The sequence below is a fragment of the Mucilaginibacter boryungensis genome (assembly GCF_015221995.1).
In the GTDB taxonomy this organism is placed as follows: domain Bacteria; phylum Bacteroidota; class Bacteroidia; order Sphingobacteriales; family Sphingobacteriaceae; genus Mucilaginibacter; species Mucilaginibacter boryungensis.
On sequence record NZ_JADFFM010000001.1, the window covers coordinates 2,286,060 to 2,300,923 of the forward strand.

Here is a 14,864-nt window from a genome sequence, read left to right on the forward strand (position 1 = left end):
AATTATATGCTGGCCTGTTTAGCGGTAAATTCTGTAGTCTCCAGTTTATCCTGGGTGTATTTAGATGGGCACTTCATCAATATCTTCGAAGCATGAAATTCGTTGCCTACCATTTTGCCGGTCAGTACCACCTGCTCAGAGCGTTCAAAGTCCTGCGGTTTGGTGCCTGTGAATATTACTTTACATTCCTGCCCTTTGTTATCTTTCATAAAGAAAGAGAAGTAGTTGGCATCCTTGGTAGCATCGTAATATAAAGCTTTTTGCTTATTCAAATGGCCAACTACCTGCAAAGTGGCTGCGCTTTGTTTAGCATCTTTAAACGAACCGTAAGTGCTTGCGCTTTTATAGGTGCTTATAATTACTGCTATAGCAATAGCAATAACCACTAAACCAAAAATTGAACTTTTTTTCATTGTTGAATTTTGTACGAGATCAATAGTTTACAAAAATACAAAACGCAAAGGGAATAATGTTTATTACAAGGGATGTTTATTATTTAGAATTATTATTGATTAGGTTATTAAACAAAAAAATGCCATCCATAAGGGGATGGCATTCATAATATCTTAAATTACCTCTATAAAGCAAATCCGTAAGCAACCCGCAGGTTAACTAAACCAAAGCTGTCTTCGCCATGGCGGCTAAAGTTCTCGTAATGCACGGCAAAGTCCCAATGCTGATTAGCATAACCAAGCGCCGGTGAGAGGTCTAAACGGGTTGGGCCCCATCCGCTCTCCAGTTTTTCGGAAGCAGTACCAATTTCGCCCCCTAAATAAATGCTTTTTGCAAAAAACTCCTTAAAGCCTATTTTTACAGGTATCTCGCCATAGCTTTGGTACCTATTACCGGTTACCGGATTCTTTTTAGGAAAAAAATGATAACCACCGGTAGTTAATGTAAGTGCAAAATTGTTGCTTATGCCATATTGCAATCGGGCCGTTCCGCCTAAAGTAAAGGTAGCGCCCAGGGTAGCCACACCTGTAGGTACCCCGGTTTCTATGCCTAACCCCAGTCGCCAGGCTTTAGCGGGTATAGTTTGGGCTTGTACACTTATTGCAAAAAATAACACCGTTACTATCGCGGCTAAAATTGTCAATTTAAATAGTGATTTCATTATGTAGTTGGGTTTAAAATGAGCATTCACTATCTATTACTGCAGTTTTTTTGAAAGCGTTGCCTGGTATTACAAATTTTAATGGCAGATAACCCGGCAAACAAAAAATGCTACCCCACAAAGCGGGATAGCATTAACTTTAGACTATAATCTTAAGACTTCGAACTTAATTATGGCCAGATACCAAGGTTTTGGTACGATACCGCTATTTTATTAATTGCACCAACAAAAGCTGCAGTACGCAGGGTATCAATCTTAGGTGTGTTTCTGAATGTCTCCCTTATCTCGTGATAAGAACGGATCATCGTGTCCTCTAAGCCTGAGTTAACCAGTTCTAACTCCGATGCACCTTTTACAATAGTAGCACGCTGTACATCGTTTAGGGCAACACCAGTTATACCTTCTACCATGTTTACCAGATTTAAGTTTGAGTTCTCTTCAAACCTGCGGTTCATACGGCCAAATGCTACGTGCGACAGGTTTTTCAGCCACTCGAAGTAGGATACAGTTACACCGCCTGCGTTGGCATACATATCCGGCACAATAAGGCCGCCCATTTCATAAAATATGGTTTCAGCTTCAGGGGTAGTAGGGCCGTTAGCGCCTTCTACTATAATTTTAGCTTTAATGCGGCGGATATTATCTACAGTGATCTGGTTTTCCAATGCAGCTGGTACCAGTATATCGCAAGGTTGTTCCAAACCCTCGCCCGAATTGGTGAACGATTGCGCTCCGGGATAGTTTAAAATTGAACCGGTAGCTTTACGGTGCTGGAACACAGCATCATAATCTAAACCGTTGGCATTATAAACAGCACCTTCAAACTCGCAAAGACCAACTATGGTAGCCCCAAATTCTGCCAGGTATTTTGCCGAATAGTAACCTACGTTACCCAAGCCTTGTACAATTACTTTTTTACCGGCTAAACCTGCGGTTAAGCCAATTTTTTGCATGTCCTCGCCAAAGCTTACACATTCGCGGGCGGCAATGGCAACACCACGACCGGTAGCCTCGCGGCGGCCAGCAATACCGTGTAACGCCAATGGCTTACCTGTTACTACGCCCATTGCATCCAGTTGGCCCGGGTTCATTGTGGCATAGGTATCGGCTATCCAGCTCATTTCACGCTCGCCGCTTCCGTAATCGGGTGCAGGTACGTCAATACTTGGGCCGATAAAATTCTTCTTGGTTAATTCTACAGTGTAGCGGCGGGTAATGTTTTCCAGTTCCTGTACAGTGTAGTTTTTAGGGTTGATCTTAATACCACCTTTAGCACCACCAAACGGTACGTTTACAATGGCGCATTTGTAGGTCATTAGCGCGGCAAGGGCCATTACCTCGTCCTCGTTTACCATTTCGCTGTAGCGGATACCGCCCTTGGTTGGCGATTGGTGATGCGAGTGCTCGATACGCCATGCATCAATTACTTCGAAGCCATTACCCCTGCGGATTGGGAAACGGAAGCGGTAAACACTGTTGCATGATTTAATCTGATCCAGTAAGCCGGCATCGTGATTGGTAAATTTGGCTGCATAATCGAAGTTTTTGCACACATCAGCAAAAAAGTGCATATCCTCCATGGCAGCTTTATTATTATTAGCCATAATATATTAAGTAAATAATTGGTTATAAAAAGTGTGCAAAAGTGCGGTATTTAGTTCCATATCTGCAAATCGTTTTAGGGATGGTGTTTTTTATACACTTTTTAATAAATAGTCATAATCGATGTTTAAACACAATAGGACTATTTTTTGTTCCGATTATTTTTTTTCAAATTTCTCAATTTTTCTTAGCCTTTTGTCCATTGAAAATAAATAAATGGCCAATCCGAGGAAGATAATTACGATAATGGCAATAACCACGTATATTTTCCCCGAACTACGGAACGTGTCGGCCATGGTAGCCTGATCGGTTTGCGCCAATGCCCCAAGGCCGTTTAAAGCCAATAATAATAGTAATACGATTTTTTTCATATCAAGGTTCAGATAGATTCTTTTTTATACTCAATTGAACGCATCCGGTAACGTAGTGATGCGATCCATACGCCCAGCAAACTCCAGCCTATAAATGCAGGGTATAATACAAAGCGCATGTTCCTGTCCAGGTCATATTTATTAAACCCCGGGTTGCCCCCGTTCCCCGGGTGCAGGGAATCCGTCATACGCGGCAATACAAACAGTAGTACGATCATTATAGGGAAAGCGAATATGTTGTAAATAGCCGCAATTTTGGCCCGCTTTTGCTCCTCATCAATAGAGTTGCGCAGCACCAGGTATGCACAATAAAGCAGGAATGCGATGGCCGCGCTGTTTTGTTTAGGATCACCGCTCCAGTATTCGCCCCAGGTATATTTGGCCCAAAGCATACCGGTTAATAAGCCCAGCACATAAAACATCATACCTGTATTTACACATTCAACAGCTGCCAGGTCATCCTCCTGCTTACCTGAGCTAAGGTATTTAATACTGTAAAACACCGATATAACAAAAACAGATAACATGGCCATCCACATGGGTACATGGAAATACAGGTTGCGGATAGTTTCGTTCAAAATATACTTAGCCGGAACGGGAATAAGCAGCCCACCTATCAGTGTATAAAGTATCAGCACAACTGCCAGCACTTTCCACCACATTTTATATATTATTTTCATACTTTTTGTATGCGGCAAAGTTAGTGAATAGACTGAACAAACAAGAGTAAAGCGTCAGGTTTCAATACGTTGTGATAACTATCATATTTTCTGTGCCCACACCTGTGTAACTTGCTACAAATGATCATCCTTTATCTTCATATCGCCCGGCACATAATCTACCGGCAGTAGTTCGGCTATTTTGTTTTTAGACCATGTTCCTTCAAACAGGGTACTTTGCGATGATACAATAATGCCATTCATATCAAACAATGCATATGGCTTGTATAGCGTTATTATACTTGTTTCGTAGTTGGGCATATCCAGCGGGCGATATATATCTTTAAAATCCATATTTTCCCGCTTCTTCGTATACATTACATATAAATATTGCGGAAAGGAAATAGCGAATATGCCGGGTTGGTTAGTGGCGCTGGCAAAGTCGGTTTCCTTTAGTGGCTGGCGCTGTAAGGATTCCTCGTATTTAGGTAAGTTATATAGTTGTTTCCAGCGGTTAGCCGAATCGGTATTTATTCGCTCCCACTGCTTTATTCTTTTTACTATAATCTCTTGCGGGGGGCGTTCGGGGTTAGATTTACGCACCAATATCATGGTTACAAAACCTTCTTCACTCATTTTAGCATTTTGTACCGAGCGAAAAAAGTGCATGTTCGATCCATAATAAATATCGTTACGTTTAGCTTCCCACGTCTTCTTTTGCGAAGCACTGCCGGGCATCTCTGTATATAATACCTTTCCCTCCCAGGATATAATGTTGTTTATCTCATCATAGCTAAATGATTTCAGCATAAACTTCACCTTGTAACCCAAAGCCCGGTTTTCTATCTCAATAAAATCGTTAGACCAACCTTCCAGTGTTTGTTTTGATTTCCGGTAAACCAGGGATATCTCGTGCGGGTTAAGTATCTTACATTTCTTAGCGTTATTGGATTCGCCAAGAAACAGCTTTACAAACTTTTCATAATTCTGCTTCCAGTTTGCCGGATCGGTAATAACCACCTCGTGCAGCTCGGTCACTTTAGGCATTAATTCGGCGTTTACCTTTATTGGTTCTTTCGGATCGCGGGGAATCATAACCGTTTGATTAAAATCCTCGAACCCGACCATCGTTACAACCAGTTGATACTGGCCTGGTTTCAAACCATTAAGCGTAAATGTGCCATCATCATTACTGATAGTGCCGTATGATGAATTACTTAAAAACACGCTGGCCTTGCCCAAAGCAGTTTTAGTATCTAACCGGGCTACTTTACCTGTGATAGATCCCGTTTGGGCTAACAAAGCAAACGGAAGCAATAAAAACAACAGGGGCAAACAAAAACGCATGATTAAAAATAGGGGTAATTTTGGTGTGCTGGTATTTGTAACAATTATTTTGGCAAAATCTTAATTATTTCTTCATTAAGTATTTCAATTAGTCGCGCCACAGGTATGGAAACAGTAACAAGGAGGTGGCTATTACAATAACATTAATACCCAGCAATGTAATAATGTGCTGGTAATTGTAGCGATTATCAATACCATCCATAGCGTTTTTACTTAAAGTGATAAGCACCAGTATTACGGGGATAATAACCGGGAAACTTAATACCGCCATTAAGCCGCTGCTATTGCCTGCTTTTGAAGCAATGGCCGATACCATGGTAAACACCGTTGAGAAGCTTATACTGCCTAAAAAAACCGCTATGAAATAATAAACCGGGTTAGCAACACTATTATTAAAGAACAGCATGTATACCAGCAAGGTCAGCGCGCTTAATACCAACATTAATAAACCGTTATAAATAATTTTTGAAAGGATGATAGCCCTTGCATCGGTTATGGAATAATAATACAGCATACGGCCTTTGTTCTCGGTCATGAAGCTTTTGGCAATGGCATTTACTGCAGCAAATAGCATAATTATCCAAAACAGCACATTCCATACAATAGGGTACCCCGGGCTTTCTTTAAACCCTGGGCTTAATCTGAACGCTATATAGCATACAAAAACAGTTGATATTACATACAACAGTACACTATTGAAGGCGTACTTGGCCCGCCATTCTATAAGTATTTCCTTTTGTAACAGATAACGGGTTTGCTTAAACATTTTGCAAATGTAACTATTTAGCGATTATCGATTAGTTAATTACAGGTTAGTGATTGGTTTTTTAAATAATCTGCTTAAACTTGTTTTATAATCTCTAATCGTTAACCCCAAATTAACTAATCACTATCTTTATCACATGGCCGTTATCTATCACCCTACCCCTATTGGTTTCGCCCGTATTGAAGATGAGGGCGATCACATCCTGTCATTAACCGTTGCAGAAAGTATTGGAGAGGATGCTACAGGATTTTCGGTCATGTCAATTTTAGCGGCTAAGCAATTAGATGAATATTTTGCCGGCGAGCGTAAGGTTTTCGATTTTCCCTTCCAGCAAAAAGGCACTGAATTTCAACAGGAAGTTTGGAAAAACTTATCAAATATTGGTTACGGAGAAAGTATCAGTTACGCGCAGTTATCAAAACGAATGAATAACCCGCTGGCTATCCGCGCTATTGCATCGGCCAATGGCAAAAACAATATGTGGATAGTGGTTCCATGTCACCGTGTCATCGGGTCGGATGGTAGCCTTACCGGGTATGCAGGTGGTTTATGGCGCAAGCAATATTTGCTTGAACTGGAAGCCCGGATAATGGGCATAGGGCAAACACGTTTATTTTAGTTATTCCATCATTTTTAAATTCAACAGCTTCTGTATCTTTTCATGTAATTCGTACGGTAAAAATGGTTTGGCGAGCACATCATTCATACCTGCCGATATGGCTTGTTGTTGTTCATGATCATAAGATGCAGCCGACAAGGAAATAATGGGCACACTACGTTTAGGTTCCTCAAAATCTACCCTGATGATTTTAGCGGTTTGGTAGCCACTCATTTCGGGCATATGGGTGTCCATCAGTATAATGTGATAATCGTTTTCTTTTAACTTTTCCAGCGCCTTACGTCCGTTATCTACCATATCAACATTTACGTTCCATTCTTTCAATATTTTCGATAACATAAACTGGTTCACCATGTTATCTTCGGCTACCAATACCGATACTTCATATTCAAATGGCGCCAGTGCCGTATTATTGTCCCGTATTGCAAATTTTTCAATGAGTGGTTCGGCAATCTCGTACCAGTTAGTAAAACTAAATACACTGCCTTTGCCCACCTGGCTGCTCACTGTCAACTCGCCGCCTTTTAATTCAATCAGCCGCTTTACAATGGTTAACCCTAAGCCGGTGCCGCCATATTTTGCTGTTGTATCATTTTCAGCTTGTTCAAACGATTCAAATATTTTGGCTATCCTGTCCGAAGGTATTCCAATACCAGTATCTTCTACACTAAATTTTAGTTTCACTTTGGCAGCGTGCTTCTGCACCACTACTATCTTAAGCTTTACATGCCCCCTATCGGTAAATTTAATAGCATTGCTTAATAAGTTCATCAGTATTTGATTCAGCCGAAGTGAATCAAATATCATATATTGAGGTACATCAGCGGCTATATCAAGTATAAACTCGATGTTTTGTTCGTCTGCTTTAAATTTCAATAGATCATAAACTGACTTAACTACCCTATGCAAATCATTTGCAGTCCGGACAATGTTAAACTTGCCAGCTTCAATTTTAGAGATATCCAAAACATCATTAATAACTGCCAGCAATGATTGAGACGAGGTTTCCAACAAGTCCAGCATGCCTATTTGCTGTTCATTAACCATTGTTTTACGAAGCATATTTGTTAAGCCAATTATGCCATTTACGGGTGTGCGCAATTCATGGCTCATGTTAGCTAAAAATGTTTCTTTTACTTTTTTACCGTATTCAGCCGCTTCTTTTGATTTGATCAACTGTTCCTGGAAGCTTTTTTGTGGTGAAATATCGCTGATGTTTAAAAAGATGGTCTTATTTCGGTAGGACATGCGGCACTCGGCCCAAATTATACGTTTGTCAAAAGTTTCAAACCTGTACTCGGCTATTGCAAATTGTAAGTTGTCTTTAATAATCGTACCCAGTTTTTTCCTGAATTGACTTTTATCGTCTTCTATAGCAAAGTCTACAATACTATGCCCAACTACCTCCTCGGGTTTAAAACCCATTATTTTTTCAATGGCAGGATTAATGGTTGATATGCGCAATGTTTGGGCATCGACAACGCAAATAATATCAGCGGAGTTTTTCACCACTACCGCGTAGTTCTGCAACTCAATATTCTTTTCCTTTATTTCGGCCTGACTGCGCGCTAATTGGATAAATGCATCTACTTTGGCCGATGTAATGTACGGATCGAGTGGTTTATACAGATAATCGACGGCACCGGCGCCAAAACCTTTAACAGCATACCTTGCTTCCTTAGATATAGCCGTAACAAAAATTACTAATATATCTTTGGTTTTAGGGTTAGCTTTTAACATTTCTACCAGTTCAAAGCCATCCATTTCGGGCATTTGAACATCAACAAGCGCTATAGCTATCTGGTTCTCCCATGCAATTTTTAAAGCTTCGTTGGGCGAGGTGGTTGAGAATATGCGGATGTCATAACGGTTCAACAAAGCCTCAAGGGCAATTATGTTTTCTTCCCGATCATCCACAACTAAAATATTTACAGGGGTCATTTGCAGATACCTTTATTGTGAGGTTTTTGTATTAATACGGAATTATGTTTGTAATAGTTCAAATATATCATTATTGGATAAGGTATACGTTGCCGCGCCTGTTTGTATAGCAGCTAAAGGCATTTCCGACATTTCTGCCTCGTCCGGGTTTTGTACAATAGTTAACGCACCCGCATTTTTTAGCTTTAGTAACCCCGCTGCGCCATCCTGGTTAGCACCTGAAAGTAGGATGGCGGTACAGTTTGGCCCGTAAACATCGGCAGCACTCTCAAATGTTACATCAATTGATGGCTTTGAATACCAAACAGCTTCTGATACATCCAGACTAAACGTTTTCTCTTTTTCAATTAAACTATGATAGTTGGCCGGCGCAATGTAAATGGTGTTCTTTTCAATCACATCCTTATCCGCTATTTCACGCAAGGACATACGGCTATTTTCAGCAAAGAGTTTTTCTATTTCGCTGAAAAAATTCTTTTTGCGATGTATTACAATAATTACGGCCTTATCCAATGCTATCGGGAAGTTTTTTACAGCGCGAAATATAAGTTTGAATGATCCGGCCGAGCCGCCAATCAGCACAATCGCCGAATTGTGCCACCGCTGAAGTATGTCGTTATTAAGCGCCAATTTTTTGATATATGTTTTCTTTTTGATTGATCACTTTGAACCTTCTCCTAAAAAAATCAGACCGGATAGCCTCTTTACTGCCTAAACATAAAAACCCTAACGGGCAAAGACTTTTGTAGAACAACTCCAATATTTTTTCCTGTAATCCCGATTCAAAGTAAATAAAAACATTGCGGCAACTTATCATCTGAAACTCATTAAAAACAGTATCGGATATTAAATTATGTACTGAAAATAAAGTATTCTGTTTTATCTCGCTATGTATGCTGGCAGCATCATACATTATCGTAAAATGATCGGTAAGCGTACCTGGCAAACCAGTATACTGGTAATTTTCAGTATAGCTTTTTATTTTACGCAGACTATAGATCCCCATGCGGGCCTCCTTAAGCATCTCGGTATTAATATCAGTGCCGTAAATAAATGATTTATTGCGCAGGTTGGCTTCCTTTAATAATATAGCTAACGAATAAACTTCTTCGCCTGATGAGCAGCCCGCACTCCATATTTTAATATGCTGATAGGATGAAAGATAAGGCAGCACCTGGTTATGCAACGCTTTATAGAACAATGGATCACGAAACATTTCTGTAACGTTCACTGTAATTTCCTCTAAAAACTCCTGGAAGATTTGCTGGTCGTTTACCAGCAGGTGTTTTAGATCATAAAACGACATTTTTTTAAACTGCATAATACGGGCCAGCCTTCGCTTTAATGAAGCCTTTGTATATTCAGAAAAATCGAACCCATGAACCTTTTTTATCAGGTCTATCAGTTCATGCAGTTGTGCTGTTGTTATATTGCCGTAAGCCGAAGTTTCATCCATGGTTATTTTTCCAGCCAAAGCTGCATTAATGAAATAAGCCTGTCTATATCTACCGGTTTAGTGATATAATCGCTCGCACCGGCAGCAATACATTTCTCCCGGTCATCTCTCATGGCTTTAGCTGTAAGTGCTATTACAGGTAACTTGGCCCATTTGTTTTGTTTACGTATATGCCGTGTTGCTTCATAGCCGTCCATTTTAGGCATCATAATATCCATCAGCACAATATCAATGTCTCCAATTTTTTCCAGTTTAGCTATTGCTTCTTCGCCGTCGTTAGCAATTTCAACTTGCAGATCGTAGGTTTGCAATGCACTGGTCAGCGCAAAAATATTGCGCATATCATCATCAACCACCAATACTTTTTTCCCTTTTAACATTTCCTTGCCTTTTGAGACAGGGTTTGTTTTTGCGCCTGAAGCTGGTGTTGACGATGAAGTACGGATTTTATGCAAAAAAAGGTTCACCTCGTCAATTAACCTATCCGATGACTTGCTGGTTTTTACAACCATGGCGTTGGCATACTGCATTAACCGGTTAACCGAAGTTTTATCCAATTCCATAGCCGTGTTTACAATAACCGGCAAACTGCTGAATTTTTCTATACCCTTAATTTTGTCCAGCAAGTCAAGCCCTGATATATCCGGCAGATTCAAATCCAATATTACGCACTGGTAATCATTCTGTTGTAACATATCAAATGCCGATGCGCCATCAAAAGCCTGGTCAACAGCTATACCCTGTTTTTCCATCATTTCACGCAAAGCTTCACTTTGTGCTTCATGGTCCTCTACCAACAATATCTGTTTAAACGCTACACCGCTTTGTGTAACCATTTCATTAAATAACTTGTCCAGTGTGGCTGTATCTATCGGCTTTTTCATAAAGCTGATAGCGCCCTCTTTACGGACACGGTTAGCCGCGGCTTCGCCTGCTGACATTAAATGCACAGGCACACCTGCTGTTTCCGGCGAGTTTTTCAACTCTTTCAATATCTGCCACCCGTCTTTACCAGGCAGCATAATATCCAATATTACCGCATCGGGCTGGCTCTCTTTAATAGTCTCAAAAGCATGAGTGCCCTCATTTATAACTATAGCTTTATAACCATGGTCGCGGGCATAATCTTTTAATATATCGGCAAAGTTTTTGTCGTCTTCAACAATTACTACCAGGGCTTCTTTTTTGGGATCTTTGCGCGCTATCTGGTCGGCGGGTTTTAAAAATTCCTTAACAGGTTTAAATGTTTCGGCTGTTTGTACAAAATCTTCCTGGTTTAAATTTTCAGCAGCCTCAAACGGGATGGTAAGCGTAAATTCACTGCCTTTACCCTGTTCGCTTTTCACGCTTATCCGTCCGCCCAATAAATTAGCTAACTCCCGGCTGATGGATAGGCCCAAACCTGTCCCACCGTATTTGCGGCTTGTTGAACCATCTGCTTGCTGGAATGCTTCAAATATCAGCCTTTGCTTTTCGGGATGGATACCTATACCGGTATCTTTAATAGTAAAGCTAATTGTTTTGGGCGCTTCGCCCGGTGTAACATTAATAAATATCGAACCGTTTTCAGGCGTAAATTTAAACGCGTTCGACAGCATATTTTTTATTACCTGTTCCACCCGCATTTTATCTGTATAGATACGATCGGGTATATCTTTAGTGATTGTGGATTTAAAGGTGATCTTCTTATTGGCAGCCACTTCAGCAAAAAGCAATTCCATATCGTGCAATATGCCTTTTACTTCAACCTGGTCATTCATCATTTCCAGCTTGCCCGATTCTATTTTTGACAGGTCGAGAATGTCATTAATGAGCGTAAGCAAATCATTACCGGCATTAAATATCACACTGGCGTACTTTATCTGATCCTCTGATAGGTTATCGCCTTTATTATCCTTCAATATCCTTGCCAGCACTAAAATACTGTTCAATGGCGTGCGCAGTTCATGGCTCATGTTGGCCAAAAATTCCGATTTATATTTACCGGTGGCTTCCAATTCCTGTACCTTAAGGTTTATTGACGCGCGCGCCTCCTCAATGGCCTGGTTCTTTTCTTCTAACAGGCTGGCTTTTTCTTCTAATTCGGCGTTGATTGTACGTAGCTCCTCCTGCTGTACCCGCAACTCTTCTTCCGAAGCCTGAAGCATTTCTGTTTTGTTAAGCAACTCTTCATTTGTAACACGCATTTCTTCTTGCTGTGCTTCCAATTCCTCGGCTTGCTGCTGGGTCTCTTCAAACAAGTCGTGCATTATAGTACGCGCCTGCGCTGTATTTATGGCAATACCTACATCGTTAGCAGTGGCTATAATATAGTCGTGTATATTTGTTGATATCTGGTTTTGATAAGCAACTTCAATTACCCCTTTCAATTTTTTATCAAAAAAGAATGGTACGATCATAATCTCCACCAATTCCTGGCTGATAATTGAGGTTTCCAGTTCTAACTTATCGTTTAACGTACCTTTAATTACAGTTGCTTTTTGATCTTTAGCTACCTGTCCAAGCCATCCTTCTGATAGTTTTATCTTTTTCTTGATCAGCCCTAAATCATGGAACGCATAATAGGCGTATAAATCCAGCGATTCTGTTGGTTCATCAAACAAATAAAGGGTACCAGAAATAGCGTTAGTATATTTACAAATTTCAGATAATACGCTCTGCGATAGTTCTTTTTCGCTTTGCTGGCCCTGCATTCTTTCATTTAATAAACCGGTACCTGTTAATAACCAGTTTTTAGCTTCGTTTTCGGCTAAAACTTTTTCCAGTTCAATATTGGTTACCCGTATTTCTTCTTCGGCCTTTTTCTGTTGCGCAAATGTTTTTTGTATATAAAAGAATAGTAGCAATACTACACATATAACAATAAGACCGCCTGCAAAAATTGCTGATATTGCCTGTTTGGCTGCGCTATCTGTCGACGCTTTTCGGATGTTTAGTAAACGCGTTTCCTCATTAACAATTTTACCAACAAAGTACCTGGCCTTATCCATATAAACTTTACCACGGCCATCCTGCATCCTTGTTCGGGCATCATCAAAACTCTTACTACGGGCATCGTCAATTATTGCTGCTAATTCTGATTTTTTTAATAAGGCATATTTATTAAGAGAGTCGACATTAGCTTTCTGTGCAGGACTATCATTCACCATGTTGGCCAATGTTTGTATAGCATCAGATACCTGGAAAATTGACTTGGTGTAAGGATCCAGAAAGTTTTCGCGGGAAGTAGCAATATAACCGCGCTGACCTGTTTCTCCATCAAGCAAAAGCAACTGTACTTTATTGGCCGTTTGTATAACAGCTTCGGTATGCGACACCCGGCTTTGGTCGTCCTTTAATTGATCGATACTATTATAAGAGAAATAAAACACCCCGAATACTAATATCAACGAAATTATAAAGCCCAGTAATACCTGGTTCCGGAAAGAGAATTTAAGCATTTACAATGATTTAGTTTTTAAACTATTTACGACGAAGCAACACATTTAAGCAAATTAAGTTTTTATACTTAGGCTATCAAGTATGCCTTACTTTTCTTTGTTGACCGGGGGCACCGCACTCCTTTTAGTTGTAAACACGCCTATAATAGCTAATATTGGCCCGCCAAACAACAGGAACCACCCCCATTTAAACCTAATTTGCCGGGTAAGGAACCCAACAATTGATTTGAAAGGAATAAAACCAAAAAAATGATGAATTTTAAATAGCGCGGCAATGTATAACACAATTACCAATATAAGCGCAAACCATGCGCACAACCTAACAATAGCCCGCTGACGTAATATAATCCCTAAAATACCAATAACGCCTATTAGTAATAATAATAGCCCGTAAGGTTGATTTAGCTGATACAGATCAAAACTACGCAGCCCAAACGGCCGCAATAATGGGCAATAGGTTGCAGCAATCAGCACTACAAACCCTGCAAATGATAAATATGATTTGGTTGGCATATCAAATTAGTGATATGCCAAAGATATAATAAATAGTTTATTGTGGTAAGCCGTTATAGGGCTGGGATGCCGATATGGAGCCCCTGTCCTTCCTTAAGATACGGTTGAATAATGAGATTTCCCTATCAAACAAAAAGCGCAGCCAAAGCTTTGTCCATGATTTATGATAAAGCAGATTATCGTAATAATTTGGCGCGGTCGATTTTATTTCGGGCAATTTATTCCATGGGATAGATGGAAAATCGTGATGCTCGTTATGATAACCTACGTTAAACGATACGGTATTTAATACACCGTAATAGCTATAGGTTTCCTGCTCTTCGTTATGTGTTAAATAGTGCTCCTGTACCCAACGTGCACCCAGCGGATGCAAACCAACAGAGAAAGAGAAGCTTAATAACAAGTAAGCTACGCCATGCCAGCCAAAGAAATACCACATTACAGCGGTAAAAGCAACCTGTATAAAAAAGTTGGTAACAACCCAGCCATCAACACTTTTGATCTCTTTCAGGCGCGATAAGCGAAAGAATTGAAATAAAGGAAAAAATAACAACCATATTGCTTTACCAAAAAAGTTGTTATTGATCAGTTTTGCTTCCCATTTGCTTGGCAAATCGGCATCCAGTTCATGTACACCCTGGAAAGAATGATGCTTCAAATGAAAATGCTCAAATGATATAGCACTTGGGAATATTTGTGGCAAGTTAGCTATCATACTGGCCCAGCGATTTAACGATCGTTTTTTAAATAATAACTGATGCGTACATTCGTGTATCATTACAAACAACGAATGATCTGCAAAGGCGCCTAAAAAGTAAGCTACGGCAAATACCACCCACCACGATTGTGCCGATACCAGCCAGGCAGCAATTATTTGGAATGCTACCAAACCCAATATCGCGAATATCGTATAGGGGTTTTTTCCTATCAGATTACGCAGGTGCGGGTATTCCTTTAAAATTTGTTTGGTACGGGTTTTATGTGGTTCAGAGTATTGTGCGTGGATAAAATCAGACTTTTTTTTAGCTGCCATAAA

General features: G+C 40.2%; 13 protein-coding genes and 1 pseudogene. 1 reads left to right on the forward strand and 13 read right to left on the reverse strand.

Annotated elements, in window-relative coordinates:
- Positions 1-2 precede the first annotated feature (2 nt).
- The 7 genes and pseudogenes from IRJ18_RS09535 to IRJ18_RS09565 form a co-directional block, all read right to left on the reverse strand.
- Positions 3-413: a cytochrome c maturation protein CcmE domain-containing protein gene (locus IRJ18_RS09535; RefSeq protein WP_194105949.1), complete on the reverse strand. Its 411-nt coding sequence runs from the start codon at positions 411-413 to the stop codon at positions 3-5.
- A gap of 164 nt (positions 414-577) precedes the next feature.
- The gene (locus tag IRJ18_RS09540) at positions 578-1,114 is read right to left on the reverse strand and encodes a hypothetical protein (protein ID WP_194105950.1); all 537 of its coding nucleotides are present in this window, start codon (positions 1,112-1,114) and stop codon (positions 578-580) included.
- 170 nt (positions 1,115-1,284) lie between these two features.
- The gene (locus IRJ18_RS09545) at positions 1,285-2,718 is read right to left on the reverse strand and encodes a Glu/Leu/Phe/Val family dehydrogenase (RefSeq protein ID WP_194105951.1); all 1,434 of its coding nucleotides are present in this window, start codon (positions 2,716-2,718) and stop codon (positions 1,285-1,287) included.
- Positions 2,719-2,874: 156 nt separating this feature from the next.
- A complete protein-coding gene (locus IRJ18_RS09550; RefSeq protein WP_194105952.1) occupies positions 2,875-3,087 on the reverse strand; it encodes a CcmD family protein in 213 nt (70 codons plus the stop codon).
- 8 nt (positions 3,088-3,095) lie between these two features.
- Positions 3,096-3,797: pseudogene (ccsA, locus tag IRJ18_RS09555) on the reverse strand (cytochrome c biogenesis protein CcsA); the annotation flags it as partial.
- An 84-nt stretch (positions 3,798-3,881) separates the two neighbouring features.
- Positions 3,882-5,093, reverse strand: coding sequence for a carboxypeptidase-like regulatory domain-containing protein (locus IRJ18_RS09560; RefSeq protein ID WP_194105954.1), 1,212 nt, complete (start codon positions 5,091-5,093; stop codon positions 3,882-3,884).
- 88 nt (positions 5,094-5,181) lie between these two features.
- The gene (locus IRJ18_RS09565) at positions 5,182-5,859 is read right to left on the reverse strand and encodes a heme exporter protein CcmB (RefSeq protein ID WP_194105955.1); all 678 of its coding nucleotides are present in this window, start codon (positions 5,857-5,859) and stop codon (positions 5,182-5,184) included.
- A gap of 136 nt (positions 5,860-5,995) precedes the next feature.
- Between IRJ18_RS09565 and IRJ18_RS09570 the strand changes: the two genes are divergently transcribed.
- Positions 5,996-6,478 carry a methylated-DNA--[protein]-cysteine S-methyltransferase gene (locus IRJ18_RS09570; RefSeq protein WP_194105956.1) on the forward strand — a complete coding sequence of 161 codons (483 nt, stop codon included), beginning with the start codon at positions 5,996-5,998 and terminating at the stop codon, positions 6,476-6,478.
- Here IRJ18_RS09570 and IRJ18_RS09575 read toward each other — a convergent pair whose 3' ends face one another.
- The 6 genes from IRJ18_RS09575 to IRJ18_RS09600 all read right to left on the reverse strand — a co-directional run bounded on the left by IRJ18_RS09575 (position 6,479) and on the right by IRJ18_RS09600 (position 14,861).
- Positions 6,479-8,419 carry a hybrid sensor histidine kinase/response regulator gene (locus tag IRJ18_RS09575; RefSeq protein WP_194105957.1) on the reverse strand — a complete coding sequence of 647 codons (1,941 nt, stop codon included), beginning with the start codon at positions 8,417-8,419 and terminating at the stop codon, positions 6,479-6,481.
- A gap of 42 nt (positions 8,420-8,461) precedes the next feature.
- Positions 8,462-9,049 (reverse strand): chemotaxis protein CheB, encoded by a 588-nt coding sequence (locus IRJ18_RS09580; protein ID WP_194105958.1) that lies wholly within the window; start codon positions 9,047-9,049, stop codon positions 8,462-8,464.
- Positions 9,039-9,893: a CheR family methyltransferase gene (locus IRJ18_RS09585; RefSeq protein ID WP_317174064.1), complete on the reverse strand. Its 855-nt coding sequence runs from the start codon at positions 9,891-9,893 to the stop codon at positions 9,039-9,041. Before IRJ18_RS09585 ends, IRJ18_RS09580 begins: the two co-directional genes overlap by 11 nt.
- Complete coding sequence (locus IRJ18_RS09590) at positions 9,878-13,315, reverse strand: response regulator (RefSeq protein ID WP_194105959.1); 3,438 nt, start codon at positions 13,313-13,315, stop codon at positions 9,878-9,880. Before IRJ18_RS09590 ends, IRJ18_RS09585 begins: the two co-directional genes overlap by 16 nt.
- An 87-nt stretch (positions 13,316-13,402) precedes the next feature.
- On the reverse strand, positions 13,403-13,828 hold the full coding sequence (locus tag IRJ18_RS09595) for a hypothetical protein (RefSeq protein WP_194105960.1): 426 nt from the start codon (positions 13,826-13,828) through the stop codon (positions 13,403-13,405).
- A 37-nt stretch (positions 13,829-13,865) separates the two neighbouring features.
- A complete protein-coding gene (locus IRJ18_RS09600) occupies positions 13,866-14,861 on the reverse strand; it encodes a fatty acid desaturase (protein WP_194105961.1) in 996 nt (331 codons plus the stop codon).
- Positions 14,862-14,864 lie beyond the last annotated feature (3 nt).